The sequence below is a fragment of the Pseudomonas sp. Irchel s3a10 genome (assembly GCF_900187525.1).
GTDB lineage: Bacteria > Pseudomonadota > Gammaproteobacteria > Pseudomonadales > Pseudomonadaceae > Aquipseudomonas > Aquipseudomonas koreensis_G.
The window spans coordinates 73,166-98,689 of the sequence record NZ_FYDR01000009.1 but is presented as its reverse complement, the minus strand read 5'-3'; the positions used below and the strand labels follow the sequence as shown (position 1 = coordinate 98,689).

The 25,524-nt window shown below is 56.1% G+C and carries 22 protein-coding genes and 3 pseudogenes; 12 read left to right on the top strand and 13 right to left on the bottom strand.

Going from position 1 to position 25,524, the window contains the following annotated elements; genetic code table 11:
- Window positions 1-467: 467 nt before the first annotated feature.
- Entirely contained in the window at window positions 468-623 is a 156-nt protein-coding gene (locus CKW11_RS23070) for a hypothetical protein (protein ID WP_159974171.1), read from the bottom strand.
- A 192-nt stretch (window positions 624-815) separates the two neighbouring features.
- Window positions 816-1,172: a helix-turn-helix domain-containing protein gene (locus CKW11_RS23065; protein ID WP_095139522.1), complete on the bottom strand. Its 357-nt coding sequence runs from the start codon at window positions 1,170-1,172 to the stop codon at window positions 816-818.
- 192 nt (window positions 1,173-1,364) lie between these two features.
- Between CKW11_RS23065 and CKW11_RS23060 the strand changes: the two genes are divergently transcribed.
- On the top strand, window positions 1,365-1,595 hold the full coding sequence (locus tag CKW11_RS23060; RefSeq protein ID WP_095139521.1) for a helix-turn-helix domain-containing protein: 231 nt from the start codon (window positions 1,365-1,367) through the stop codon (window positions 1,593-1,595).
- 525 nt (window positions 1,596-2,120) lie between these two features.
- A pseudogene (locus CKW11_RS23055) lies at window positions 2,121-2,723 on the top strand (recombinase family protein); the annotation flags it as partial.
- Between the two features lie 390 nt (window positions 2,724-3,113).
- Here CKW11_RS23055 and CKW11_RS23050 read toward each other — a convergent pair.
- Together CKW11_RS23050 and CKW11_RS23045 are read right to left on the bottom strand one after the other, a co-directional pair.
- Complete coding sequence (locus tag CKW11_RS23050; protein WP_095139519.1) at window positions 3,114-3,596, bottom strand: hypothetical protein; 483 nt, start codon at window positions 3,594-3,596, stop codon at window positions 3,114-3,116.
- Window positions 3,597-4,523: a hypothetical protein gene (locus CKW11_RS23045; RefSeq protein WP_095139518.1), complete on the bottom strand. Its 927-nt coding sequence runs from the start codon at window positions 4,521-4,523 to the stop codon at window positions 3,597-3,599.
- Window positions 4,524-5,008: 485 nt separating this feature from the next.
- On the opposite strand from CKW11_RS23045, the pseudogene CKW11_RS23040 reads away from it, so the two are divergent.
- A pseudogene (locus tag CKW11_RS23040) lies at window positions 5,009-5,203 on the top strand (hypothetical protein); the annotation flags it as partial.
- 200 nt (window positions 5,204-5,403) lie between these two features.
- On the opposite strand, the gene CKW11_RS23035 reads toward CKW11_RS23040, so the two are convergent.
- Window positions 5,404-6,396, bottom strand: coding sequence for a YiiX/YebB-like N1pC/P60 family cysteine hydrolase (locus CKW11_RS23035; protein ID WP_095139517.1), 993 nt, complete (start codon window positions 6,394-6,396; stop codon window positions 5,404-5,406).
- 102 nt (window positions 6,397-6,498) lie between these two features.
- Here CKW11_RS23035 and CKW11_RS23030 point away from each other — a divergent pair, with 102 nt between their 5' ends.
- On the top strand, window positions 6,499-7,206 hold the full coding sequence (locus CKW11_RS23030; RefSeq protein ID WP_095139516.1) for a hypothetical protein: 708 nt from the start codon (window positions 6,499-6,501) through the stop codon (window positions 7,204-7,206).
- A 119-nt stretch (window positions 7,207-7,325) separates the two neighbouring features.
- On the opposite strand, the gene CKW11_RS23025 is transcribed toward CKW11_RS23030, so the two are convergent.
- Entirely contained in the window at window positions 7,326-7,544 is a 219-nt protein-coding gene (locus CKW11_RS23025; protein WP_159974170.1) for a hypothetical protein, read from the bottom strand.
- Window positions 7,545-8,243: 699 nt separating this feature from the next.
- On the opposite strand from CKW11_RS23025, the gene CKW11_RS23020 reads away from it, so the two are divergent.
- Entirely contained in the window at window positions 8,244-9,392 is a 1,149-nt protein-coding gene (locus tag CKW11_RS23020; protein ID WP_218235327.1) for a DNA cytosine methyltransferase, read from the top strand.
- 27 nt (window positions 9,393-9,419) lie between these two features.
- Here CKW11_RS23020 and CKW11_RS23015 read toward each other — a convergent pair whose 3' ends face one another.
- Window positions 9,420-10,412, bottom strand: a complete 993-nt coding sequence (locus CKW11_RS23015) for a hypothetical protein (RefSeq protein WP_143500081.1) — start codon at window positions 10,410-10,412, stop codon at window positions 9,420-9,422.
- 60 nt (window positions 10,413-10,472) lie between these two features.
- On the opposite strand from CKW11_RS23015, the pseudogene CKW11_RS23010 reads away from it, so the two are divergent.
- From CKW11_RS23010 to CKW11_RS23000, 3 genes and pseudogenes are all read left to right on the top strand, one after another.
- Window positions 10,473-10,700 (top strand): annotated as a pseudogene (locus CKW11_RS23010) (EI24 domain-containing protein); the annotation flags it as partial.
- A 174-nt stretch (window positions 10,701-10,874) separates the two neighbouring features.
- A complete protein-coding gene (locus tag CKW11_RS23005; RefSeq protein WP_095139513.1) occupies window positions 10,875-12,446 on the top strand; it encodes a family 20 glycosylhydrolase in 1,572 nt (523 codons plus the stop codon).
- Window positions 12,447-12,530: 84 nt separating this feature from the next.
- Complete coding sequence (locus CKW11_RS23000; protein ID WP_095139512.1) at window positions 12,531-13,730, top strand: glycosyltransferase family 1 protein; 1,200 nt, start codon at window positions 12,531-12,533, stop codon at window positions 13,728-13,730.
- A 111-nt stretch (window positions 13,731-13,841) separates the two neighbouring features.
- Here the strand turns inward: CKW11_RS23000 and CKW11_RS22995 are convergent, their stop codons facing one another.
- The 3 genes from CKW11_RS22995 to CKW11_RS22985 all read right to left on the bottom strand — a co-directional run bounded on the left by CKW11_RS22995 (window position 13,842) and on the right by CKW11_RS22985 (window position 16,203).
- On the bottom strand, window positions 13,842-14,945 hold the full coding sequence (locus CKW11_RS22995) for an NADH:flavin oxidoreductase (RefSeq protein WP_095139511.1): 1,104 nt from the start codon (window positions 14,943-14,945) through the stop codon (window positions 13,842-13,844).
- Between the two features lie 167 nt (window positions 14,946-15,112).
- A complete protein-coding gene (locus CKW11_RS22990; RefSeq protein ID WP_095139510.1) occupies window positions 15,113-15,595 on the bottom strand; it encodes a glutathione peroxidase in 483 nt (160 codons plus the stop codon).
- A gap of 122 nt (window positions 15,596-15,717) precedes the next feature.
- Window positions 15,718-16,203, bottom strand: a complete 486-nt coding sequence (locus CKW11_RS22985) for a peptidylprolyl isomerase (RefSeq protein WP_064586001.1) — start codon at window positions 16,201-16,203, stop codon at window positions 15,718-15,720.
- On the opposite strand from CKW11_RS22985, the gene CKW11_RS22980 reads away from it, so the two are divergent.
- From CKW11_RS22980 to CKW11_RS22970, 3 genes are read left to right on the top strand one after another with little or no spacing between them, the layout of a single operon-like run.
- Window positions 16,172-16,498 carry a DUF3565 domain-containing protein gene (locus CKW11_RS22980; protein WP_095139596.1) on the top strand — a complete coding sequence of 109 codons (327 nt, stop codon included), beginning with the start codon at window positions 16,172-16,174 and terminating at the stop codon, window positions 16,496-16,498. The two genes, CKW11_RS22985 and CKW11_RS22980, sit on opposite strands and share 32 nt — an antisense overlap.
- A 60-nt stretch (window positions 16,499-16,558) precedes the next feature.
- Window positions 16,559-18,658 carry a phosphate acetyltransferase gene (gene pta, locus CKW11_RS22975; RefSeq protein ID WP_095139509.1) on the top strand — a complete coding sequence of 700 codons (2,100 nt, stop codon included), beginning with the start codon at window positions 16,559-16,561 and terminating at the stop codon, window positions 18,656-18,658.
- The gene (locus tag CKW11_RS22970) at window positions 18,659-19,564 is read left to right on the top strand and encodes an acyltransferase (RefSeq protein ID WP_095139508.1); all 906 of its coding nucleotides are present in this window, start codon (window positions 18,659-18,661) and stop codon (window positions 19,562-19,564) included.
- 783 nt (window positions 19,565-20,347) lie between these two features.
- Here the strand turns inward: CKW11_RS22970 and cysN are convergent.
- From cysN to CKW11_RS22955, 3 genes are all read right to left on the bottom strand, one after another.
- Window positions 20,348-22,246, bottom strand: coding sequence for a sulfate adenylyltransferase subunit CysN (gene cysN, locus CKW11_RS22965; RefSeq protein WP_095139507.1), 1,899 nt, complete (start codon window positions 22,244-22,246; stop codon window positions 20,348-20,350).
- Window positions 22,247-22,255: 9 nt separating this feature from the next.
- Window positions 22,256-23,173: a sulfate adenylyltransferase subunit CysD gene (gene cysD / locus CKW11_RS22960; protein ID WP_007912374.1), complete on the bottom strand. Its 918-nt coding sequence runs from the start codon at window positions 23,171-23,173 to the stop codon at window positions 22,256-22,258.
- A 256-nt stretch (window positions 23,174-23,429) separates the two neighbouring features.
- Window positions 23,430-24,188 carry a Nif3-like dinuclear metal center hexameric protein gene (locus CKW11_RS22955; protein WP_095139506.1) on the bottom strand — a complete coding sequence of 253 codons (759 nt, stop codon included), beginning with the start codon at window positions 24,186-24,188 and terminating at the stop codon, window positions 23,430-23,432.
- A 103-nt stretch (window positions 24,189-24,291) separates the two neighbouring features.
- On the opposite strand from CKW11_RS22955, the gene algW reads away from it, so the two are divergent.
- On the top strand, window positions 24,292-25,446 hold the full coding sequence (gene algW, locus CKW11_RS22950) for a Do family serine endopeptidase AlgW (RefSeq protein ID WP_095139505.1): 1,155 nt from the start codon (window positions 24,292-24,294) through the stop codon (window positions 25,444-25,446).
- The last annotated feature ends 78 nt before the right edge of the window (window positions 25,447-25,524 follow it).

Here is a 25,524-nt window from a genome sequence, read left to right as displayed (position 1 = left end):
GATGACAACTCGATAGGATAAAGGGAGAGAGGGGCGGACAGCCCTCCCCCGCTTTGTCTTTGCTCTCAACCTTACTTAGCAACTTTTGGCGTTAGCCACTATCGAGCAGTACTACAAGAATAACAATGACGGAGTCACACTGAATCAGCCCGTGCCTATGGGCACCAGTTATATCTGCACAGTTCAGAGCAAAAGCGGGAAGGGGGCTCCCCCTATCCTCTCTTGGAGCTTGAACAGTTGTTAATCGTGCCCTGAGGCACAGGTAGTAATCTTGGAGAGTACAAAGCTAGAGGTCAGAGAGTCCGCGACTTTCAGTCAATTTATATCTGCACAGTTAAAGTCAAAAGCTTTGTGGGGCTTTTACCCTGCCCCACTACTATATATACGTGCCGCAAGGCAAGATAACAATCCTAGCTAATTGGTGACGTTCCGTCACAGCACATTAACCTGTGCCACGAGGCAAGTTATCAACGCTGTTCAGTGGATGGATGGGTCACAGCCACCACCAAGCCCTTGATCTTGATCTTGATCTTGATCTTGATCTTGATCTTGATCTTGATCTTGATCTTGATCTTGATCTTGATCTTGATCTTGATCTTGATCTTGATCTTGATCTTGACCATGCCGAGCGGCATAAAAACCTAAGTGAACTGATCGCAAGCGTGCAGGGTTACCCAAAGGTAAGGTGCCAACGGGGACTGGATACTTTTAAGTAGCCCATCTAGGCGGGCTAGGGGTAGCCCATCCCACGCACGTTAGTGTCCAGATGTGATCATTAGCGTGCAGACATGGGCTTGGGTGGAGCCGGGAGTTGGTCACAACTGCTCGTCAGGCTTTTCCACTCTGGCCAAGTCAGGGCTCACAATGCACACCAGCGGACCACCGGGTTCGGCACTGGCATCCACCGAGTAAATCCAACCGGCATCCGCTAGGTCGATGATGGCCTTCTCGACCTGCTGTAGCGTGCTGTTGCACTCCTTGGCTATGGTCGCCTGAGTAACCCTCACCGACCCATTGCCACCCATTTTCGACATCAGGATAAGCATGACTGACGTTGCGTGGGGATTTGTACGGTTCATCCCACTCAATTTCCCCAAGAATAGTGGGTTGGCATATAAGGCTTCACCTTCGCCATCGGCGGCATATCGGGTTGTACCTTTCTGTTCGTTCATCACGCAGCTCCTTGGGGTCTGTAGTCAATTTAACTAGCTCATGTGATGGCTGTGGCTTGACCCTGAGGCTGACCACGAATGCCAACAACGCAATGGAGAATGGTGCCATGTAGAACCAAATATTCACAGTATATTGTGAAGACATAGTAAGCCCTGGGAACGACAGTTCACCCTCACTCAGGGGGTAATGGCTTGGACGCAGGGTTGGTATTCGGCAGGGTTCTTCGCGAGCGACGAAAGCTTGCAGGGCTGACCCAAGAGCAGTTGGCGCTGGAGGCCGATGTTCAGCGGAATTACGTAAGTCTCATCGAACGAGGCGTCAATCAACCGACCATCAACATCATCTTCAGGCTTGCCGCTGCGTTGAAATGCCAGCCATCTGCACTCATCGCCGATGTCGAGGCCCTTGTTCTCAGCAAGTGAAGGATGGCGACCTCACTAAGGCCAACCTGCATACGGCATATCAAAAACTAATCAACATCTATCCCACCCCTTGTGTCGTTCGGTTCCCCTACACCACCCTAGACTCGCTAAAGCCCCTGTTTTCGTGGAATACAAGCATCGGTATCAAGCAGATCGCGCTTTCGCTTCTATTCCTCAGTCTTTGTATGGTTACTGCCTGCTGCCATGTTCTCGGTGGCAATGAAGACCAACTCTGCACCAGTTGCCTAGCAAGCTCGTTCGTACTTTGAACCGTAGTACAAACCATATATCGAGGCTTCGGGTTTGTGCTCCGAGCCAAGGTACACCCCGGACTCCATTGCGAGTCAGAAGCCCATCCTTAACCCACAGCCGATGTGTCACTTCGGGTATGCCTGACGCACTACAAAGAGCTTGTACAAAAAGCGGGAAGAATCGACTCTTTTTCCGTGTCACAAATAGCCTTTACAAACCCTACGTGACACACCATTATGTAACACACTCTAACTAACACGATGAGGTGTGTTCATGTTTGTCCGTGCGTACCTGCGAGCCTCCACAACTGAACAAGATGCAACCCGTGCAAAACAGGCGTTGATCGACTTTGCTAGCGAGCGTGGGCATAGGATCGCAGCCTTCTACGTCGAGAACGTCAGTGGTGCCAAACTCGAACGACCGCAGTTATTCCGCCTACTGGACGACAGCCACGAAGGTGACGTGCTGCTGATTGAGGGGGTAGATCGATTGTCCAGGCTCGCCCAGGACGAATGGGCGCTGTTGAAGGCTAAGATCGCAACCAAGAAGGTGACAGTAGTTTCCATCGACCTGAGCACCAGCCACGCGGTTTTGGAGCCCACGGAGGGAATGGACGATTTCACTAAGGGCATGATCGCAGCTGTAAACGGAATGCTGCTCGATATCCTAGCGGTAGTCGCACGGAAGGACTACGAGGACCGCCGCCGTCGTCAGGCTGAGGGCATCCAACGGGCCAAGGCTGATGGTGCGTACAAGGGGCGTCCAGTGGATACCAAACTACGTGACCGTATCAGTGAACTACTGGCTGACGGCAAGAGTGTCCGCAAGGTAGCCGGTCTGCTGGAATGCAGCACGACGACAGTGCAGAAGGTCAGGGCAGCACAGCTGAAAGCTTTCGACGAAGCCCATGAAGCGTTTGAGAAGGAAGAGGAACAACTTAATCACAAAATCGAGCAATCCCGCCGCCCCAATGGGCCTTGGCCTACGGAGGCTGACTATAAACTCTGGACGGACGCGAAAGACACACTACAGAAAGCCGGGCAAGGGCTTGAAGAGTAATCAACAAATATCGCTATCCGATGACGCAGCAGGGCAAAGGCTCGTGATTTCCTGCAAGCGCGACTAAAGACTGAGTATGGGCGGCCTCGTTCATCCCTTTGATATTTTGAATTCATGGCGGCCGTCCCCGAGATGGCACGGGAACGGCTCTTAACCTCGACCTAGCCTGTGCGGAAAATCTCATCATCCGCGTACAGCAACTAACGATCAGTCAGGCTTTTTCTGATCGCGAATCACTTCATCATACCGATCGACCTGAAGCTGCATTAATCTGTTGGGAAGTGTCAACGAAACAATGAATGCCAAGGTCGCCAGAGAAAGGTAAATACGCTCTACCCAGACCAGCGAAGCATCTAGACTGGAATCCTTACTGTCACCTATAAGGTTTCCTAAGAAGACAAACCCAAGAACTACCAGGTAGAGCATAAAGAGCCACTTGTAACGAACTATTCGATTAACAAAGTTAGATCGTTTTGCAGCTGTCTCACGCCAAACTCTGGCATCAGCTTTCGGCTCCATGACCAAGGTAAGAACTGTCATCAAGAAACCTGCAAGAATCGCAAAAACATCTGTAATCATCGACCTTGCATCACTGCTAAGATGAATTAAAGGCTGCCCCTTCCACCCGCACCATGCACTCACAATCGCGGCACCTAAAAAAAAGGCTATTCTGCGATAGTCGATTTTCATTTATTGCTCCAGAAGCTTTTGCCTTTTCAGCTGTGTATAATAAACCCCCATGGCATCCCAAATATTAACATAATTCAGGGAGCTACCGTCTTTTTCCGGACGAACAGTTGTATGCAGCTTTACATCTCCACCAGTAATAGGAGTGTTTTCCCGAGTCATAATGGTGAAGCTGTCTAAATCGTAGCCGTCATCGTCTTCAAGTATTTCTGATGCCAAATCTACTACGGTTTCTTTAGATTCATCAGTAGCTCGGGAGTTCCCTTCAAGACCAATTTCTATCGACACCATCAGATCTTCGAGAGCCTTCTCTTCAGATCGATTCACATCCTTGGATACAAGTGCAGACAGCTCATTGCCGACTGGAGCAAGAGCCTTCGCAAGCCAACTTCCTTTTTTCTTTGGCAAACTGAGCTTATAAGCACTTACATTCAAGCGAATGGATTTTACGCCCTGCTCATTAAGCAACTTTAGCTTGTCAATATTGCCAATAGGCGAAAACTTGAAACTTTCAGTGTCATACCCATTACTTTTCAACAGCATGAAAATATACTGAACCGCCCTAGACGGAGTAAGACCATGTGCGCAAAACAACACATTGTGCCCGCAAACATACAGATAACATTCGCCCGACTTGAACTCTCTTCCCGCAGGAGGCTTAGCACCAACTTCTTCGTCTTTCTTTGTCGCAGCCTTGGGCGTCAGAGTGGCAGTTTTTGAGCCAGGCGAATACATGGTAAAATGATAGAGCCGACCATCCGGCAGATCCTTGAAGCGCTGAATACGAACTATGTCGTCCATGATGGATATTTCGCTTTCGCCGATAGTTTTCAAGTCGGAAACTTCAGCTAGATCATCGCTGAAATCCAGCAGCTCTTTCCCAGCAGCCATTGACCTGAAATAATAAATCCGTTTATTTAGCTTCACCATGACCCCCTTTCTTATGTTTTTATATTCAACCGAATTTTAGTTGATTACAGACAAGTCCGACTGAAAATCAGCTCTAAACCACCACAGAGCATCGTCAGCTCTGAGGCAGGGTAGCCCAATGCCACCAATGAATCCAAGCGATATTGGCCACGACAATCCAGATGAAATTCACCACCTCGTTTTTGAGGCGTGAAGGCTCATGAGGCGAGCAGAAAGGTTGGAATGACACAACGTAGATGAAGGGCAGGAAGTCTGCCGAAAATGCGAAAGCAACGACGGACTGAAGCGGCAAAGCAATACGCCTTGTGGCAGCCGCCAGAGCTAATTATGGGTACCTTCTGCCGGTCATAGCCAGCACCGCAGGCTAATTGCATCCGCCCCGAAGGTCTGTCAGATTGAACACAAACAGGGCTGGCCTACCCCCTGGCAACTGCCAGCGGCAAGATGAACTAGCATTCCCACACCAATATTCAAGGAAGATAGCCATGTCAGGGAATTCAGAAGCCAATATCGCCACAGCCGATGCACTGACACTGCTGCTCCACAACCAGCACGCTCTGGCTGCTGCAATTGAAGAAGTAGCGCTATGGGTGAGGGCTAACGGATCAAGCGAAATCCATGAAAACGCCGCTACAGCGCTACAAATGCTCGATGTAAATGCATCCGCCATCACTGATGGCGATCAATCAAATACGCCAAGGCTGATATTTTGTATCCCCATAAGCATCCTAGTGACGCTTGCCGGTGAACGCAGAGCCTGTTGTGAAAAAGAGCGATGGAGGATGCTGTCTCTGTATCTGTATCTGTATCTGTCTGAAACTACGATCGCTAGGAATTGGCCCCGCAGTGATACTAGACAGTTACGGTTTAAATTGCCGCACTATAAGCTACTGAAAAACTGTTGAGCAGAATCTCTTCTCTTTGTGTGAAGCTCTACCAGTAGTGCGTACAGATCCCCCTCAAGCTGAAAGTAACGGCGCGGGAAGCGCTCATTCAGTTCGCGGTACTGGGAACACACAAATGCAAATCGTTCAATTGCCTTATTTGCCATACTGATTTCATCTCGGGCGGATTGGGCCAGCACAGCAGAAGGGAGCTCCCGACTTACAAAGCTTTCAGCACTGTAACGCCAAGGATTAATTGAGACGTCGTACCTCCAGAAATCTAGGTAGCCGGAGCGCTGCAAAGCTTCGCAGATAGCCTCATCGTACTCTGGATGATCGACCACACACTGCGCAACTTGCTCGTGCACCTGCACATCTAGCCCAGAGATTTGCCGTACGTCCCCGAGGAACTGATTGGTATTAAGTCGCTGTTGCTCAAGTGGATTGAAGCTTTGGGCAAACTCCAATTCACTTTCGGAAGCCTCCCGCACGCAACCAGAAACTTCGATTAGCACCGCAGATTCAAAAATATCTTGAGGCGTACAGTAGTTAGCGTCAGCTACCAAAGGTACAGATGCCTCAGCATATGCTAGGGCAACAAGACGCGAGCAGAACTGGCGGTTTGTCAGGTCACCTCTCAGTTTCTCTACGATAACACCAGCCGCCTCTCGCTTCGAATACTGTGTTCCGACCTTTCGGCGAGCATACATGATGGCTTCATTTACAACGCTGCTCCGATCAGGGCGATTTACTCGTAATACAGTTGCACGACTGGGCGAGTCCCATAATAAGCGTTGAAGATTGTCCGAATGAACACCCGTCAAATCCGAATGGATGTAACTCCCGGCGCCGACGTAGAGCATGGCGTGGGAGTAATCGCTTTTGGTCACTTTTCGAACAGCCGCACTAGGGAGCTCTCCAACACTGCTTAGGAGAATATCCCCTGGTTCAAGCAGCCGGATATCCAAAAGGTATTGTTTGCTAAGCATAGACTTATCCTTGTCGCTGTCAGATCGGCCCCTAGCCGATGGTTCACGGGGCAAAGTGCTATTATGCCATGATCCATCACAGTATCCACAGGGAGGTGAGCCATGCTGTATATGCTATTGCCACTTGAGCAGCACTACGATTCAGGGTTTGGTGCTGTAGCCGACTCGTTCAAGAATGCTGCTGACTCTCTCAACGACTCGACCAATCCGTCGGCTTTCAATTCCCACTTGCCGGTGAGCTTCCTATATCGCCACGCCATCGAGCTATATCTCAAATCAGCAATAATCACGCTCCATAGGAAATTTTCCATTCCCTACGGCGACCAACCTAGTTCAAGTGAGCCTACCGTCATGGTGGGCCAGCGACGCAAGCCCCTGTACAACGTCCATGGATTAGGTCCGTTATACACTCAGTTATGCGCCCTTCTGAATCAAGAAGCAGATACTCTTGCTCAAGTCCCTCGCACCGATTGGACCCTTCCACCCGAACTCGATGGGTGGATAGCAGCGATCGAGGCAACCGACTCATCAAGCACGTACTTTCGATATCCAGTAACGAAAGACGCAGACCTCGATGGCAAAAAGTCCACAATGCAGAGAGAGGACGCAGCCAAGCTATTCGAACGGATGCATAGCGGCGGCCCGCCGGTGAAAGCCCTACTAATGGTTAACGACGATTACGAAGTTGTTGAGTCATTTACTCATAATGATATTAACGCCAAAGCATTGTTGATCATTTTGAAGGAGGCGTCAGAGGTCTTCCATGGCTTGCACGCTATGATGTCTTACACCTTGGCTGGTGGTAGGTAAAATCGACTGTTAGGTGAAGTGTAATCCAGAACCACGCTTGCTGACGTCACACCTTCTCCCAAGAGCTGAAAGTCAGTCGCCCGTGAATCTCGGTAAGCCCTGAGCAGCACGCCAGGCCTTCACAACACGTGACGGCCACAGCATTGCAACGAAGCCAGCCAAAGCACCAGCAGCAACGCCGGTAGTGAGAGCCCCGCCAGCCGCACCAGCACCCGTTGCAGCACTTCCCCCCGCGACAGCCGCCCCAGCAGTGCACATTCCACCACAGGACGCTCCAGCGGTTGCAGCAGCTCCACCCAATAGAAGGGTGCCCAGTGCAGTGGGTAACGTATTACCACTGATTTTCTTAAGGGGAATATTCCCTTGTGCATCCGTTTCACGACCACCAAGAATGGCAAACTCACCGTAGTTGCCCACCTTTTCTACAGGGATGAAGCCGGCAGGTTTCTTGTTTGGCCTTTTTCGCTCGATATGGAGAATTTGGACCAGGGAGAGTCAAGTACAGCAGATCCGGGAAAACGTAAAAGGGGCGAAAAAACCAAGTGAAGTGAGACAAGGTTGCGGGCTTACTTTGGAACCAGGACAGGTGCGGGCTCTGGAAAAGGAGGTATCAGCGGATCGACGAGGTCACTGTTGATCACACTCGACACCAATGCTGTATACATATACAGTACATTCTAATCCAACGACTTCAATTCGCTTTCGACCCACTGCACGCCTGCGAAGTCGAGTCTAGCCGCGATCACGACTAATCACTGACCTGCCAAAGACCGCCCACGGGCGGTCGAATTCGAACATATGGCTGTGACTTTAATCTGAACCTGTGGGAGTGGGCGAGAAGGCCTATCAGGCCAGGTAAGGTCCCCGTATATAAGTCCGCTGACCAAATGTAGAGCCTGCTTTGTAGCAGGGCTGGTGAGCGTTGGCGAACCGACCTGATTGACTGCATTTGTGCCCCATATGTCGGACGTCTTCATTGGGGCTCGAGTTTTTTCAATCACTCAGGCAGAATGGCACGCAATTCAAACGGAGCACTCATGAACGTAGTAAGCCTTTTTTCTGGTATTGGTGGGATCGAGCTCGGCTTGGAGAGCAGCGAGCACCGCACCATTCTACAGTGCGAGATTCTTCCCACCGCTCAGGCAGTCCTACGCCATCATTTCTCTGATGTACCGTTAGAGTCCGATGTAACCCGCATTCAGGCTCTCCCCGCCGAGACGGACCTCATCTGTGCAGGTTTTCCTTGCCAAGATCTCAGCCAAGCAGGAAAAACTCAGGGATTGGAGGGTGTTAGCTCAGGTTTGATCAGCGAAGTATTTCGCTTGGTGAAGGCGTTCAAAGTGAGTGGCCATAGACAGCCCACGCTCTTGCTAGAAAATGTTCCATTTATGCTCCAATTGAACGGCGGAATGGCAATGCGAACGATCCTCGATACACTTGAGGCGTTTGGCTATCATTGGGCGTATCGGGTAGTGGATACCTATTCCTTTGGTCTCCCACAACGACGAGAGCGGGTGTACTTGGTGGCCTCGGTAGAAACAGAGCCAGCCGGGGTGCTTTTGTCAGACGACGCTCCCATTACCAGACCCAGCACCAATATCGGAGAAGACGCGCATGGATTTTACTGGACTGAGGGACGGACTGGATTGGGCTGGGCCCCTAATGCAATTCCGACTTTAAAAAACGGATCGACGATTGGGATTCCTTCCCCTCCTGCCATCCTTATGCCCAGCGGGGAGGTCATTAAGCCCGACCTACTAGATGCTGAACGACTCCAGGGATTTACCGAAAACTGGACCCTTCCCGCCGAGGATGTTGATCGCACATCTAAACGATGGAGCCTTGTCGGAAACGCTGTCAGCGTTCCAGTAGCTCAATGGGTTGGAAATCGACTTCAAGCCCCAGGCACCTATGAAACATCGAGAGACATGCCTTTCCCGACCAAAGGCAAACTACCTAGAGCCGCCCGAGGAAGCACTACGGAGCGTCACGCAGTTACCATTTCTACGGATCCTGTGGGCATTCACCCACCAAGCTTATCCGAGTTCCTGAACCACAAAGGAACACCCTTGTCCCTAAGGGCCATTAGTGGTTTTTACAGTAGAACTCAGAAAGCCAAACTGAGGTTTCCCGAAGGCTTTATCGATGCCGTACGGGCCCACTTAGCAGTGATGGAAACTGCCTGAATCTGACCTCGGTCAATAACAGCCAAATCATATTCCGCTGAATCTGGTCGCATAGAGATGGGCAAGTCGCTCAATGAATCGTCCGTAATTAAAATCATCATTGAGTGGCAAAACTCTCGGCTCTACGGTGTCGACGGTCACTGGAGTGATCCCATCATTACGGCAATTTAGAAGCAATATACCCATACCGTCGAAGCCAGTGTCACTCGGACGTGATCGCCTCTGGATCTCACGCATCCCCGTGATGACCTTCTCCGCCTGCCCTTCCTTATGAGTGGAAATGTTTGGTGGATACTTGGTCAAATCGAACTCATTTCTGTCCGTAGAAATAAACTCGGTTGCCATATTTATCATAACAATGCCGGCGGCAATTGCAGACTCAGTGTCTCCGTGAATAGTCTGAAAGCTGGCCGTAAGTTCGTCCTTTAGCCGTGGTAATGCCTTCCCAAACTCCGTCATCGCGGCTTTCGCTTCGATGGCAAGGAGTACCGAACTCACATTTGCGATCGGTAGATTCGGTAATTTTGAAAGGGCATTTTGCTCATGAGACTGCAGTTGGATATTGTAACTAGCAGCAAGTTGAGCGAAATTCACTGCGCCTTTTTTACCCGACTTGGACCCGCCAACTCCCCCCCCAGGCATAGACCTGCAAAGAACCAAATCAAGATTTTTCTTCTTGTTGTTTCTAAAATCTCGCATCTCATGATTTATTCCTACGCTGACCTTTCCATCCGCTACATGTTCACGTAGCAGCGGACATGCATTCATAAGGTCAAACGTCAGCCCCCAACTGACGATTTTGGAGTGCCTGTCCGAGCGAGAGTGGTACTGCCAACTATTACCGTGCGCATATCCTTTGTTGCTACCTCCAGAGGAGGCCACTGAAAGCGTCCGAGCCAAAATGTCTGGGCAGAACATCTGAGTTTTTTCCATTTTCGATGATGGCACGCAGTCTACAAGAAAAGTGTGATGACATAACGCTGCTTTGCGAGACAACCATATTGCTGATACATTTTCCATTCAATCCTTTGGGAAAGGGCTGTGAAATACTTGGCATACAGACGATGTATCACGCTTTTTCAGTACATCGACTACCCGGCGGACAACCACAAACTGGGCTGGAACGAAATGCTCGCCTGGCTGCGGCAGAAGCGCTGGCAGAGCATGAGTTTTGGCGGGATCGTCTATCTGGCGCTGCTGATTCCGGTGGTGAACATTCTGATGATGCCGGCGGCGGTAGCGGGAGCGACGTTGTTCTGGGTACGCGAACAGGGCGAAAAGTCGCTGACGATCCCGCCAATCTCTTGAGCGATTCTGGCGCAGACGTTTCGTATCACCGTGGCCTCTGCGCTGCAACCTGTTACTTATGACAGTTGGCAGTTGCCAATTTCCAGCGTCAACTACACCCTCGGCTGATCCGTCATCGAGAGTGTTCCTGTTGTCCGGTCAAGTGAAGCCTTCATCCATTTGGAGATTGCACTTATGACCAGGATTTCAGCTGCCAAACCCCGAGAACTCGTCAGCAGGGAGTATCCCTGGCTTGAAATGAGCCCTTGCGTACTGTTCGCCACCGGCCACACCGGCGTCCCCTACAACATTCTCGCGACCACACGTATCTACATCTCTCACGAGAGCCTGCGTCCGCTGGCTACCCGCCTGGCGCAGGGTTTTGTCGGAGCCGCCGAGCTGACCACACCGCCAGCAATCGTGCTGATGTCGGGCTCATCGGAACAAGCAGGCAGCGGTGACGTGGAGCTGAGGCTTGAGGTTCCCGACACCAGCGGCGTGGTGATCCCCGTGCACGGAGAACCAGAGAAATACCGAATCGATGTCACAGCGTTCATTCGCGTTGCAGCGTCCAACCTGACGGCCATGGCGCGAGCACTCACAACGCTGCATAAAGCCGTCAGAATCTCAACCGAGCTGACGCGATGCATCGTCATCGATGCCCCGGCTTTTGCGGAACGCTCAGTGATGATTGATATGGGCCGTCGGCAATTCACCCCGGACTGGATGATCTGCCTGATTCAGGAAATGGCCTGGAACCAGCTCAACACCTTGCATTTGCACCTCACTGACAATGAGGGTGTCCGCGTCATATTTCCTTCTTATCCTGACCTGTCGAGCAGCGATTCCTGGAGTGCCGCGGATCTCAAGCGCGTGCTCGACACGGCTGCCAGTTATTACGTTCAGGTCATTCCCGAACTGGACATGCCCGGCCACATGGACTGGATCCTGCGCAACCGACCAGAATTCCAGTTGAAACTGAGCAACGGAACGGTCGTCACCAAAGCCCTCGACTTCAGCCTTGCCGCCGCGAGGGCGTTCATGAAGACACTCTTCAGCGATTTGATGAACCTGTTCCCTGACAGTCGTTACATCCACCTCGGTGCCGATGAGTATTTTCTGAGCCCGATCACACCGGCAAATACCCCGCAACTGGCGGCCTACGCCCGTGCGGCCTCAGGCAATCCGAGCGCAACCTCGGAGGACGCCGTGCGGTATTTCGTCAACGATGTCGCAAACCTGATCAAGGAAAAAGGCAAAATCGCTCGCGTCTGGAACGATGGCGCCGTGCAAACGGTTCAACACATTACGTTGGACAAACAGGTGCAAATCGAGTGCTGGAGCATATGGGGCAGCGTTCGTGAGCATTTGAACGTGAAGGATCTGGTCGATTCCGGGTACAGCGTCATCAACGCCCACGGTGACTTTTACTTTATCGTCAACCGGAGCTGGGACAACCTCTATCACCCCCTGCACTCACCACGCGGGATCCACGATGTGTGGCGCCCCAACCGGTTCATGGACGAAGCAGGAAACAACTACACCGAGATTGCCGTAGGGCATCCGGCAATGGTCGGGGGCGGCATTCAGTTGTGGATCGAGCGGCCGACCTTCAGCTCCCCCGAGGAAATGTGGACTCAACTGCGCCCCTGGCTGTTGCCGCTAGGCCAGCGTACCTGGGGTTCACCGCATGCTGTCGAGCGTCTCAGAAACCTGCCGCTTCTGTCACGCGTCATGCAAACTCCACCGCCCGTACCTTGGTGGTAATGCCTGGCTGACGCCTGCGCGAGCGCTTCAACTGCCGTCCGGGCAGCGGTCACAAATCCATCATCCGAACGTCACAGGCACGACATGGCCTCAGCCGACACTGAGGTCATGACGACAGCTCTGCATATCACTCTGATCAGCGAAACCTTCCCACCGGAAATCAACGGGGTGGCCAATACCCTTGGCCGCTTGTGCGATGGCTTGCGCGCGCGGGGGCATCAGGTGGAACTGGTGCGACCGCGCCAGGCGGGAGATCCACAGCGGGTCGAGGACGATGCCTTGCTGTTGTGCCGGGGCTGGCCGTTGCCGGGTTATCCCGGTCTGCAATGGGGGCAGTCGTCGATGCACAAGCTGCTGCGGCGCTGGAAGCGTCATCGCCCGGACGTTTTGTACATTGCCACCGAAGGCCCGCTCGGCTTGTCGGCGTTGCGTGCGGCGCGACGGCTGGGGATCTCGGTGGTCAGCGGTTTTCACACCAATTTCCAGCAGTACACCAACCAGTACGGGCTGAGTTTGCTGACGCGCTTGCTGACCCATTATCTGCGCTGGTTTCACAATCGCTCGGCGATGACCCTGGTGCCGAGCGTCAGTCAGCGCCTGGAACTGGAGCGCCGGCAATTCGAACGCCTCGCCTTGCTGTCGCGAGGTGTGGACAGTCAGCTCTTTCACCCGGCCAAGCGCCTGAACGGCTTGCGCGAACAATGGGGTCTGGCCGAGCAGGACCTCGCGGTGATTCACGTGGGACGTCTGGCCCCGGAGAAAAACCTGGGCTTGCTCAATCGATGCTTCGACAGACTCCGCAGCACTTATCCACAGCGCAAGCTGAAGCTGATCGTGGTCGGCGACGGGCCGCAACGGCTTGCGTTGGAAAAGGATCTGCCTGAAGCGATCTTCTGTGGTTCACAACGCGGCGAAGCGCTGGCGGCGCACTATGCATCCGGCGATATTTTCCTGTTCCCGAGCCTGACCGAAACGTTTGGCAATGTGGTGCTTGAAGCATTGGCCTCAGGGCTGGGGGTGGTGGCGTACGATCAGGCAGCAGCAGCGCAGCACATCCGTCATGGCTACAACGGCGTGCTGGCGATGCCCGGTGATGAAGAAGCGTTCTGCGACGCGGCGGCATGGTTGCTGGAAGAGGATGAAACCTTGCGTTGCGTGCGCCTGAATGCGCGCCAGCATGCCAGTCGCCAGGGGTGGGCGGCGATCATCGAGCAGTTTGAAAAGCACTTGCGTGGGGCGTGTCTGCGGGAGCAGGTGTTGCCGAATGCGCAGACATTGCCTTAGATAGGCGTCGACTCTGATGCCCTCTTCGCGAGCAAGCCCGCTCCCACATTTTGGAATGAATTCAAAATGTGGGAGCGGGCTTGCTCGCGAAGGGGCCATCAAAGGTGCTACTTAAACCAGCGTCATCAACGCCTCACGGCTGAACGGCAGAATGTCCTGCTCACGCCCTTCGCGGACTTTCAGCGCCCAGTCCGGATCCACCAGCAGCGCGCGGCCCACTGCGACCAGATCGAACTCGTCGTTGTTCAGACGCTCCAGCAGTTTCTCCAGGCTCGCCGGTTGCGCGACCTTGTCGGTGTTGACCATGAATTGCAGGAACTCGCCGTCCAGGCCGACGCTGCCTACGGTGATGGTCGGTTTGCCGGTCAGCTTGCGCGTCCAGCCGGCGAGGTTCAGCTCGGAACCGTCGAACTCAGGCTCCCAGAAACGCCGTGTCGAGCAGTGGAAAATGTCTACGCCGGCGTCGGACAGCGGCTTGAGGAATTCGCCCAGTGCCTCCGGTGTCTGCACCAGACGCGCGGTGTAATCCTGCTGCTTCCACTGCGAGAAACGGAAGATGATCGGGAAGCCTTCACCGACTGCCGCGCGTACCGCTTGAATCAACTCGATGGCGAAACGCGAGCGGTTGGCCAGGCTGCCGCCGTATTCGTCGGTGCGCTGGTTGCTGCCCTCCCAGAAGAACTGGTCGACCAGGTAACCGTGGGCGCCGTGGATTTCCACGCCGTCCATGCCAATGCTTTTGGCATCTTTGGCGGCCTGGGCGAACGCGGCGATCACTTCCTGAATGTCCTGTTTGGTCATGCCGTGCACCACGACCTGGCCGTCCTTGAGTTTTTCCGTCGGGCCATAACCCGGCACGCTGGCGTCCGGCTCGGTGCCGATACGACGTACGCTACCGACATGCCACAGTTGCGGAACAATCTTCCCGCCCTCGGCATGCACCGCGTCGACGACTTTTTTCCAGCCGGCCAGTGGCGCTTCACCGAAGAACTGCGGCACGTTCGGGTAGCCATTGGAGGCAATGTGACCGACGGTGGTGCCTTCGGTGATGATCAGACCGACACCGGCCGCCGCGCGGCGACGGTAGTACTCGATCACTTTGGAATTGGGTACGCCACCTGGGGAAAAAGAGCGGGTCATCGGCGCCATGACCACACGGGTCGGCAGTTCGAGGGCACCAAGGTGGAACGGTTTGAACAGGGCTTGCACCGGCATTGGAAGGCTCCACAGGGAATGGCTTTATGACGGCGATAATATGGAGAGTTACAAGCCTTGAACAGCACTATTGATTTGGGTGATCAAGGGTTAGAAACGAAAAGATCGCAGCGTCAGCAGTCCTCTGCAGGAGCTGCCGCAGGCGGCGATCTCTTGATTTTGCTGTTTCAGCCCAGCGCTTTTTCAATCGCGTGAACGATCGTTGGATCATCCGGCGCCGTGCGCGGCGAGAATCGCGCCAGCACCCGGCCGTCCTTGCCGAGCAGAAACTTCTCGAAGTTCCAGGTGATATCCCCGGGAAACTCCGCGCCCTCGCCCGCCAGCAAGCGGTAGAGCTGATGACGATCATGGCCGTTGACTTCAAGCTTGCTCGACAACGGGAACGTCACGCCATAGTTCAGGCTGCAGAATTCCTGGATTTCCTGTTCGGTACCTGGCTCCTGACCGGCAAACTGGTTGCACGGCAGGCCCAGCACACTGAAGCCTTTGTCTTTGAATTGCTGATAGAGGTTTTCCAGTGCCGCGTACTGTGGGGTCAAGCCGCATTTGGAGGCGACGTTGACCACCAGCACGACTTGGCCCTTGAAAGGCGCCAGCGGTAGCTCCTGACCATCCAGGGCTGTCAACTTAAGGTCGTGAAAAGCACTCATGACGGACTCCAGATTCCCGTGTTCTACTCGAAACAGCCACTTGGCGAGAGCGCCAAGGACAGCCGCGGACTAAAAAGGCGCCCGCAGGCGCCTCTCCAGTACTCGAAGCTTAGCGCAGAAAATCAGTGGTGATGGCCACCTTCGCCATGGACGTGGCCATGAGCGACTTCTTCCTGGCTGGCGTCACGGATATCAACGACCTTCACTTTGAAGTTCAGGCGCTGACCGGCCAGTGGGTGGTTGCCGTCGACGGTGACGTCGTCGCCGTCCAGGTCACGGATGGTCACGATCTGCATCTGGCCGTCCGGCGCCGAAGCGTGGAACTGCATGCCGACTTCCAGCTCGTCAACGCCTTCGAACATGCTGCGGCTCAGGGTGCTGACCAGCTCGGCAGCGTATTCGCCGTAAGCGTCTTCTGGCTCAACGGAAACTTCCAGCTCATCACCAACAGCTTTGCCTTCCAGAGCTTTTTCCAGGCCAGGGATGATGTTGCCTGCGCCTTGCAGGTAGACCAGCGGTGCGCCGCCGGCGGAGCTGTCGATGACCTCACCAGCGTCGTTGGTCAGGGTATAGTCGATGGAGACAGCCTTATTGGCGGCGATCAGCATGGGGCGAGACCTTTTGCAAAAGAATATAGAAAGGCCAAGTTTAGCGAAGCAATCGCGCGAAAGCGAACACAACCCGGACAAACGGGTTTCGACAATCGCCGGCTTCCATCAGGACGACGACGGTCACTGGGTCGTCGAGCTTTCCTGTTGCCACACCCAGCACCTGCGTCATCAGCCGCCATGGCAATCGCGCGCCTGGGTCCTTGACCCGGCGCAACGTATTGAAAAAATAGGCCAACCCTTTGCCTGCGGTTGGTGCGCACAAGGCTCGGTTAGCGATAACCTTGGCGACTGAATTGCGGTAGGCGGTCACGTATAGATCGCCACCATTGCCATGCACCCTTAGAGAATCCGCATGCAAACTTTTTTTATCGCGCCCACCGATTTTGGCGTGGGTCTGACCTCCATCAGCCTCGGGCTGGTGCGTACCCTGGAGCGGGCCGGGCTGAAAGTCGGCTTCTTCAAACCGATTGCCCAGCCGCACCCGGGCGACACCGGCCCTGAGCGCTCCACCGAACTGGTGGCGCGTACCCACGGCCTGAAACCGCCGCAACCGCTGGGTCTGGCCCACGTCGAGCGGATGCTCGGCGACGGTCAGCTCGATGAGTTGCTCGAAGAAATCATCGCCTTGTATCAGCAAGCTGCCATCGGCAAAGACGTTCTGGTAGTCGAAGGCATGGTGCCGACCCGCAGCGCCAGCTACGCCGCGCGGGTCAATTTGCACCTGGCCAAGAGCCTGGATGCCGAGGTGATTCTGGTCTCCGCGCCGGAAAACGAAGTGCTCGCCGAGCTCTCCGGCCGCGTCGAATTGCAGGCGCAATTGTTCGGTGGCCCTAAGGATCCGAAAGTCCTCGGTGTGATCCTCAACAAGGTCAAGACCGAAGAGAGCATGGACGCCTTCGCCACGCGCCTCAAAGAGCATTCGCCATTACTGCGCAGCGGTGATTTCCGCCTGCTCGGCTGCATTCCGTTCCAGCCCGAACTCAACGCACCGCGTACCCGCGACGTCGCCGACCTGATGGGCGCGCAAGTGCTCAACGCCGGCGACTACGAAACCCGGCGCATGACCAAGATCATTATTTGCGCACGCACCATGCGCAACACCGTCGAGCTGCTCAAGCCCGGCGTGCTGGTAGTGACCCCGGGCGACCGCGACGACATCATCCTCGCGGTCAGCCTCGCGGCGTTGAATGGCGTACCGCTGGCCGGGCTGTTGCTGACCAGCGACACCCTGCCCGATCCTCGCATCATGGATTTGTGCCGAGGCGCGTTGCAGGCCGGCCTGCCGGTGCTGTCGGTGAGCACTGGCTCCTACGACACCGCCAACCTGCTCAATGGCCTGAACAAGGAAATCCCCATCGATGACCGCGAGCGCGCGGAGATCATCACCGACTTCGTCGCCAGCCATCTCGACGCCAAGTGGCTGCACCAGCGCTGCGGCACCCCGCGGGAAATGCGTCTGTCGCCAGCGGTATTTCGCTACCAACTGATTCAAAGGGCGCAGTCGGCGAACAAACGCATCGTCCTGCCCGAAGGCAGCGAGCCGCTCACCGTGCAAGCGGCGGCGATCTGCCAGGAGCGCGGCATCGCCCGCTGCGTGCTGCTAGCCAAACCCGAAGACGTCGAAGCGGTGGCCCGCGCGCAGGGTATCGAGTTGCCGCCGGGACTGGAGATCCTCGATCCGGACCTGATCCGCGAGCGCTACATCGAGCCGATGGTCGCCCTGCGCAAAAGCAAAAGCCTCAATGCGCCGATGGCTGAACAGCAACTGGAAGACACCGTGGTGATCGGCACCATGATGCTCGCGCTGGATGAGGTCGACGGCCTGGTCTCCGGTGTGATCAACACCACCGCCAACACCATCCGCCCGGCCCTGCAACTGATCAAGACCGCACCGGGCTGCACGCTGGTGTCATCGGTGTTCTTCATGCTGTTCCCCGAAGAAGTGCTGGTCTATGGCGACTGCGTGATGAACCCGCACCCGAGCGCCGCCGAACTGGCGGAGATCGCCCTGCAAAGCGCTGATTCCGCAGCAGCATTCGGCATCACCCCGCGCGTGGCGATGATCAGTTACTCCAGCGGTGAATCGGCCACAGGCGAAGAAGTCGAGAAAGTCCGCGAAGCCACCCTGCTCGCCCACGAGCAACAGCACTCGCTGCTGATCGACGGCCCGCTGCAATACGACGCCGCCGCCAACGCAGACGTCGCCCGGCAACTGGCGCCGAACAGCCAGGTCGCCGGTCGCGCCACGGTGTTCGTATTCCCTGACCTGAACACCGGCAACACCACCCACAAAGCCGTACAGCGCAGCGCCGACTGCGTCAGCCTCGGCCCGATGCTGCAAGGCCTGCGCAAACCGGTGAACGATCTGCCGCGCGGCGCGCAGGTCGACGACATCGTCTACACCATCGCCCTGACCGCGATTCAAGCCGCCAACCGACCTATGGATGTGTAAATGCTGGACTTCCTGCCCGCCCCGATTCGCGGCGTGATCGCCGCGCTGCTGTTGGCGCTCAATACGATTCTGCTGTGCTCGTTCCTGTTCTGCGTCGCGCTGATCAAAGTGCTGCCCTTCGACCTCGCCCGCCGCGCCTCACTGTGGCTGATGAGCCATACCCACGAAGCCTGGATCAGCAACAACAAAGGCTGGATGAACCTGGTGCGCCGCACCCGCTGGCACATCAGCGGCCTGCAAGGTCTGGACTACCAGCACTCGTACCTGATCACCAGCAACCACCAGAGCTGGGTCGACATTCTGGTGCTGCAATACGTCCTCAACCGCCGGATCCAGCCGCTGAAGTTCTTCCTCAAGCAAGAGCTGATCTGGGTCCCGGTGATCGGTCTGGCCTGGTGGGCGCTGGGCTTCCCGTTCATGAAGCGCCACTCCAAGGCCTATCTGGAAAAGCATCCAGAGAAGAAAGGCAAAGACCTGGAAACCACGCGCAAGACCTGCGCGAAATTCCGCAACAACCCGGTGGGGATTTTCAACTTCGTCGAAGGCACACGCTTCACCGAAGGCAAACATGCGCAGCAGCAATCGCCGTTCAAATACCTGCTCAAACCCAAGGCGGGTGGCATCGCCTTCGTGCTGGACGCGATGGGTGAGCAACTGGAGTCGATCGTCAACGTGACCATTCACTACCCGGGCGGGCGTCCGGGTTTCTGGGATCTGCTGTGCGGCAACGTGCGCGACGTGGTGGTGCACTTTGAAGAACTGAAAATCCCGCCGGCCTTCATCGGCAAGAACTACGACCAGGACGGCGAATATCGCCTGCAATTCCAGGGCTGGATCAACCAGCTGTGGCAGGACAAAGATGCGCTGCTGGAACAGATGCACCGCGAATATCCAGAGCACCGCTGACCGCCTGCAGAAGCGAGCCTGCTCGCGAAAGCGATTGATCAGCCAAATCATTGGTGAATGACATTCCGCCTTCGCGAGCAGGCTCACTCCCACAGTTGGATGGAGTGCACTCAGTTAGAGCTTGGTCGGCTCGTAGGCCGCCTTCGCGAGCAAGCCCGCTCCCACAGTTGGGACCCGGTGTATTCAGGTAGAGATTGGTCGGCTGTCAGGCCGCCTTCGCGAGCAAGCCCGCTCCCACAGTTGGGACCCGGTGTATTCAGGTAGAGATTGGTCGGCTGTCAGGCCGCCATCGCTGGAAAGCCCGCTCCCACAGGAAAAACTAAAGCCAGGCGCACGCTTTTCACCACTCAAATGGCCGAGTGTCAGCTCGCCGAAAGCTCTTGATCTTGATCCACGGGCGACATCGGAAGGCTGAGTGGAGGGATTGATCCGGGGGTGGGAGCGCAGCGACCGTTTGGCGAAGCCAAACACAGCGAGAGGAGGTGCAGCGAAGCAAACCGGAGGCGCTGCGCCCGGATCAATCCCGCAGCGAAGGAACCCCGAGCCCCAGCGAGTGGGCCGAACGTAGGAGCAAGCCTTTTTGGTTACTTTTTCGGCGTCTGGAAAAAGTGACCCGCCGTAAGGGCGGAACCATAATCAGCCGTTACCGCAGCAACGGATATGTACTCAATCAACAAGAGCATGGTCGACCCAAAGGCCGCCACCGCCGAAAACCAAATGCCCCACAATAAAAAAGCCCGCCGATGATCACTCATCCGCGGGCCTTTCATTTCCGACTAAAGCTTAAATCGCGCCACGCTTACGCAGCAGATCCAACACCTGCTTGACGCTCTCTTCCAGCGACAACGATTGCGTGTCGATCACCAGATCAGCATTCAGCGGCACATCGTACGGGAACGACTCACCCGGAATATTATCGCCACCCGCAGCATACAAGCCCTGCGGATCACGCTCGGCACACACCGCCGGCGAGGCCTGCACATAAACCGTCAGCAGACGCTCCTTGCCGATCAGATCCTTGGCCTGCTCACGACCTTCAGCACTCGGCGCAACAAACGCCGCCAGGGTCAACAGACCAGCCTCGTTGAACTGACGCGCGACATGCGCAGCACGCCGCCAGTTCTCGGTACGACCGGCACGATCCTGCGGCAGACCTTTGTTCAGGTCGTGACGCAGATTCTGACCATCGAGCACAAACACCGCACGGCCCATGTCGAACAGCTTGCGCTCGACCGCGTAGGCCAGCGTACTCTTGCCCGCGCCCGACAGACCGCTGAACAACACGGTGGCCGGTTGCTGGCCAAAGCGCTGGGCACGTTCTTGAGTGGCAACGTGAGCCAGTTTGCCGTGGTGCGAAGCAGTCCCGTGAGCCACCGGCTGAGCGACGATCATGCCGGCGCCGACGGTGCCGTTGGTCAGGCGATCAATGACGATGAACGCGCCGGTGGTGCGGTTGCTGTCGTAACCGTCGAGGGCGATCGGCGCGTCGAGCGCGATCTTCACCTTGCCGATTTCGTTGAGCTGCAACGCGCTCGCCGGGCCTTCTTCGAGGGTGTTCACGTCAACCTTGTTGACGATGCTGGCGATGGAGCCCGGCACGTAACTGGTGGCGCGTTTGATGTCGTATTTCTTGCCCGGCAGCATCGGCTCTTCAGCCATCCACACCAGCATCGCTTCGAAGCTGTCGGTGACCGGCGGCACGTTGTCGGCATGCACCAACAGGTCGCCACGGGAGATGTCGATCTCGTCTTCCATGGTCAGCGTCACCGCTTGACCAGGACCGGCCTGCTCCAGCTCACCTTCGAAGGTGACGATGGATTTGACGCGGCTGCTCTTGCCCGACGGCAGTACCACGACTTCGTCGCCCTTGTGCACGATGCCGCTGGCCAGTGTGCCGGCAAAACCGCGGAAGTTCAGGTTCGGACGGTTGACGTACTGCACCGGGAAACGCAGATCGGTGAAGTTGCGATCGCCCGCGACTTCCACGGTCTCGAGAATTTCCATCAGTGACTGACCTTTGTACCAAGGCGAGCGCTCGGACTTGTTCACCACGTTGTCGCCCTTGAGGGCAGACATCGGCACGAAGTGCATGCTGGTCGGCTTCATCTTCAAGCCTTCGGCGAACTTCAGGTAATCAGCCTTGATCGACTCGAACACGCCTTCATCGAAGTCTTTCAAGTCCATCTTGTTGATGGCGACGACGATGTGCTTGATGCCGAGCAACGAGGCGATGAAGCTGTGGCGACGAGTCTGGGTCTGCACACCGTAACGCGCGTCAACCAGGATGATCGCCAGGTCACAGGTGGACGCACCGGTGGCCATGTTGCGGGTGTACTGCTCATGGCCAGGGGTGTCGGCGATGATGAATTTGCGTTTGGCGGTGGAGAAATAGCGGTAGGCGACATCGATGGTGATGCCCTGCTCACGCTCGGCCTGCAGGCCGTCGACCAGCAACGCCAGGTCGATGTCGTCACCGGTGGTGCCGACTTTTTTCGAATCGCGGGTAATGGCTTCCAGATGATCTTCGTAGATCATCTTGGAGTCGTGCAGCAGGCGCCCGATCAGGGTGCTCTTGCCGTCATCGACGTTACCGCAGGTCAAAAAGCGCAGCAGCTCTTTACGTTCGTGCTGGCCCAGGTAGGCGAGGATGTCCTCGCTGATCAAATCAGATGCGTGCGACATGACAACCCCTTAGAAATAACCCTGACGTTTCTTGTCTTCCATCGAGCCTGCGCCATCGTGGTCGATGACCCGGCCCTGGCGCTCGGAAGTTCGCGTCAGGAGCATTTCCTGAATGATGTCCGTGAGGCTTTCGGCCTCGGACTCCACCGCGCCCGTCAACGGGTAGCAACCAAGGGTACGGAAACGCACTTTCTTTTTGACGATGCGTGCCTTGTCCTCATCGGACAGGTGTTCGAGGATACGCTCGTCGTCGATCATGATCAGCGTGCCGTTCTTCTCGATCACTTCGCGTTCGGCGGCGAAGTACAGCGGCACGATCGGGATGCCTTCGAGGTAGATGTACTGCCAGATATCCAGTTCGGTCCAGTTCGACAACGGGAACACACGAATGGATTCGCCCTTGTTGACCTTGCCGTTGTAGACGTTCCACAGCTCGGGACGCTGGTTTTTCGGGTCCCAGCGGTGCTTGCTGTCGCGGAACGAGTACACGCGCTCTTTGGCACGGGACTTCTCTTCATCGCGACGGGCGCCGCCGAACGCGGCGTCGAAACCATGCTTGTCGAGCGCCTGCTTGAGGCCCTCGGTCTTCATGATGTCGGTGTGCTTGGCGCTGCCGTGGGTGAACGGGTTGATGTTCTGCGCCACGCCATCGGGGTTGATGTGGGTGATCAGGTCCAGGCCCAGTTCTTCGACCATCTTGTCGCGGAACTTGTACATCTCCTGGAATTTCCAGCGAGTGTCGACGTGCATCACCGGAAACGGCAGTTTGCCCGGGAAGAACGCCTTGCGTGCCAGGTGCAGCATCACGGCGGAGTCTTTACCGATGGAGTACAGCATCACCGGGTTGTCGAACTCGGCGGCCACCTCGCGGATGATGTGGATGCTTTCCGCCTCCAGCTGTTTCAGATGCGTCAGTTTGTCGACCATGGCTACTCACGAAAGCTTTCTTATGAACGGCCAGCGGGCCGTGTTCGAGCGGGGAATCCTAGCACAGCGACCTCTTCTAATCAGGACGCCTACTAGATCGAAAGGGCATATGAATATGCCTGCCAGTTCGGCCGGGCAATGCTGTTCCTGTGGGAGCGGGCTTGCTCGCGAATGCGGTGTGTCATTCAACATCGCTGCTGATTGAACCACCGCATTCGCGAGCAAGCCCGCTCCCACACTGAAATGAGGTTTAGCCTTAGATCGGGTTCGGGCAATCGATGAAGATGTGTTCGAGAGCGAAGCGCTTCGCCAGATAGTCGCCCAGTGCCTGCACACCGTAGCGCTCGGTGGCATGATGGCCGGCGGCAATGAAGCTGATGTCGTTTTCCCGCGCGCTGTGGAAGGTCTGCTCGGAGGCTTCACCGCTAAGGAACAGATCAACACCCGCCGCCACACCCTGATCGATATAGCCCTGCCCGCCACCGGTGCACCAGCCGACCCGACGAATCATCGCACTGCCCTCGACCAGCAGCGGCTCGCGGCCCATGACGTCTTTAACCTTGCGGGCGAAGTCACGCGCAGTCATCGGCTCATTCAACGAGCCAACCAGTCCGACAATTTTGAGGTTGTCCGGATCCAGTGGCCCTTCAACGGTAATGTCCAGTTGCCGCGCCAGTTGCACGTTATTGCCAACCTCCGGATGCAGATCCAGCGGCAAGTGATAGGCGAGCAGACTGATGTCGTGCTTGAGCAAAGTCTTCAAGCGCCGCTGCTTCATGCCGGTGATGCACGGGTTCTCGCCTTTCCAGAAATAGCCGTGATGCACCAGTATCAGATCGGCCTCGGCCTCCACCGCCGCGTCGAGCAGCGCCTGACTGGCAGTGACGCCACTGACGATGCGCATCACTTGCGGACGGCCTTCGACCTGCAGGCCGTTGGGGCAATAATCGGCGATTTTTGCACTGCCGAGGTAACGGTCGGCTTCTTCGACGAGGGTGCTGAGGGCGACGGCCATGAAAGACTCCTGAAAATCCCGTTCAGAGGCGCGCGCGGCCTCGTATAATGCGCGACATTATGGGCGGTCTGACCCCGCCTGCAACTTTTCCAGGACGTGCTTAATGCTCAAGGCGCTGCGTTTTTTCGGCTGGCCGCTGTTGGCCGGTGTGCTTATCGCTCTGTTGATTATTCAGCGTTACCCGCAGTGGGTCGGGCTGCCGAGCCTCGACGTCAACCTGCAACAGGCCCCACAAACCACCAGCGTGCAGCAGGGCCCGGTGTCCTATGCCGATGCGGTGAGCATCGCCGCACCGTCGGTGGTGAACCTGTACACCACCAAGGTCATCAACAAACCGGCGCACCCGCTGTTTGAAGATCCGCAGTTCCGGCGTTTCTTCGGCGACAACTCGCCGAAGCAAAAGCGTATGGAATCGAGCCTCGGTTCCGGCGTGATCATGAGCCCGGAAGGCTACATTCTGACCAACAATCACGTGACCACCGGTGCTGATCAGATCGTGGTGGCGCTCAAGGACGGTCGCGAAACCCTCGCCCGCGTCATTGGCAGCGACCCGGAAACCGACCTCGCGGTACTGAAGATCGACCTGAAAAACCTCCCGGCGATCACCGTCGGCCGCTCCGACAGCATCCGCATCGGCGATGTCGCGCTGGCCATCGGCAACCCGTTCGGCGTCGGCCAGACCGTGACCATGGGCATCATCAGTGCCACCGGGCGTAACCAGTTGGGCCTGAACAACTACGAAGACTTCATCCAGACCGACGCGGCGATCAACCCGGGCAACTCCGGCGGCGCGCTGGTCGATGCCAACGGCAACCTCACCGGTATCAACACGGCGATCTTCTCCAAGTCCGGCGGCTCACAGGGCATCGGTTTTGCGATCCCGGTGAAACTGGCGATGGAAGTGATGAAGTCGATCATCGAGCACGGTCAGGTGATTCGTGGCTGGCTGGGTATTGAAGTGCAGCCGCTGACCCAGGAACTGGCCGAATCGTTTGGCCTGTCCGGGCGTCCGGGGATTGTCGTGGCGGGGATCTTCCGCGATGGCCCGGCACAGAAGGCCGGCCTGCAACTGGGTGACGTGATTCTGAGCATCGACGGCGAACCGGCCGGCGATGGCCGCAAGTCCATGAACCAGGTGGCGCGGATCAAACCGACCGACAAGGTCACGATTCAGGTCATGCGCAACGGCAAAGAGATCAAGCTGACCGCAGAAATCGGCCTGCGTCCGCCGCCGGCTCCGGTGAAAGAACAAGAGTAAAACTTTATTCGCGCCGAAGTGCGCGAATGAAAGACACTCTCAATAGGCATGTTATATTGTTTCAATTTAACGATTGGA

What these genes read in the sequence shown, in the direction of transcription:
- CKW11_RS23070 (WP_159974171.1), bottom strand. Translation starts at nt 623, where the DNA reads ATGGTCAAGATCAAGATCAAGATCAAGATCAAGATCAAGATCAAGATC.
- CKW11_RS23065 (WP_095139522.1), bottom strand. Translation starts at nt 1,172, where the DNA reads ATGAACGAACAGAAAGGTACAACCCGATATGCCGCCGATGGCGAAGGT.
- CKW11_RS23050 (WP_095139519.1), bottom strand. Translation starts at nt 3,596, where the DNA reads ATGAAAATCGACTATCGCAGAATAGCCTTTTTTTTAGGTGCCGCGATT.
- CKW11_RS23045 (WP_095139518.1), bottom strand. Translation starts at nt 4,523, where the DNA reads ATGGTGAAGCTAAATAAACGGATTTATTATTTCAGGTCAATGGCTGCT.
- CKW11_RS23035 (WP_095139517.1), bottom strand. Translation starts at nt 6,396, where the DNA reads ATGCTTAGCAAACAATACCTTTTGGATATCCGGCTGCTTGAACCAGGG.
- CKW11_RS23030 (WP_095139516.1), top strand. Translation starts at nt 6,499, where the DNA reads ATGCTGTATATGCTATTGCCACTTGAGCAGCACTACGATTCAGGGTTT.
- CKW11_RS23020 (WP_218235327.1), top strand. Translation starts at nt 8,244, where the DNA reads ATGAACGTAGTAAGCCTTTTTTCTGGTATTGGTGGGATCGAGCTCGGC.
- CKW11_RS23015 (WP_143500081.1), bottom strand. Translation starts at nt 10,412, where the DNA reads ATGGAAAATGTATCAGCAATATGGTTGTCTCGCAAAGCAGCGTTATGT.
- CKW11_RS23005 (WP_095139513.1), top strand. Translation starts at nt 10,875, where the DNA reads ATGACCAGGATTTCAGCTGCCAAACCCCGAGAACTCGTCAGCAGGGAG.
- CKW11_RS23000 (WP_095139512.1), top strand. Translation starts at nt 12,531, where the DNA reads ATGGCCTCAGCCGACACTGAGGTCATGACGACAGCTCTGCATATCACT.
- CKW11_RS22995 (WP_095139511.1), bottom strand. Translation starts at nt 14,945, where the DNA reads ATGCCGGTGCAAGCCCTGTTCAAACCGTTCCACCTTGGTGCCCTCGAA.
- CKW11_RS22990 (WP_095139510.1), bottom strand. Translation starts at nt 15,595, where the DNA reads ATGAGTGCTTTTCACGACCTTAAGTTGACAGCCCTGGATGGTCAGGAG.
- CKW11_RS22980 (WP_095139596.1), top strand. Translation starts at nt 16,172, where the DNA reads ATGGAGACAGCCTTATTGGCGGCGATCAGCATGGGGCGAGACCTTTTG.
- CKW11_RS22985 (WP_064586001.1), bottom strand. Translation starts at nt 16,203, where the DNA reads ATGCTGATCGCCGCCAATAAGGCTGTCTCCATCGACTATACCCTGACC.
- pta (WP_095139509.1), top strand. Translation starts at nt 16,559, where the DNA reads ATGCAAACTTTTTTTATCGCGCCCACCGATTTTGGCGTGGGTCTGACC.
- CKW11_RS22970 (WP_095139508.1), top strand. Translation starts at nt 18,659, where the DNA reads ATGCTGGACTTCCTGCCCGCCCCGATTCGCGGCGTGATCGCCGCGCTG.
- cysN (WP_095139507.1), bottom strand. Translation starts at nt 22,246, where the DNA reads ATGTCGCACGCATCTGATTTGATCAGCGAGGACATCCTCGCCTACCTG.
- cysD (WP_007912374.1), bottom strand. Translation starts at nt 23,173, where the DNA reads ATGGTCGACAAACTGACGCATCTGAAACAGCTGGAGGCGGAAAGCATC.
- CKW11_RS22955 (WP_095139506.1), bottom strand. Translation starts at nt 24,188, where the DNA reads ATGGCCGTCGCCCTCAGCACCCTCGTCGAAGAAGCCGACCGTTACCTC.
- algW (WP_095139505.1), top strand. Translation starts at nt 24,292, where the DNA reads ATGCTCAAGGCGCTGCGTTTTTTCGGCTGGCCGCTGTTGGCCGGTGTG.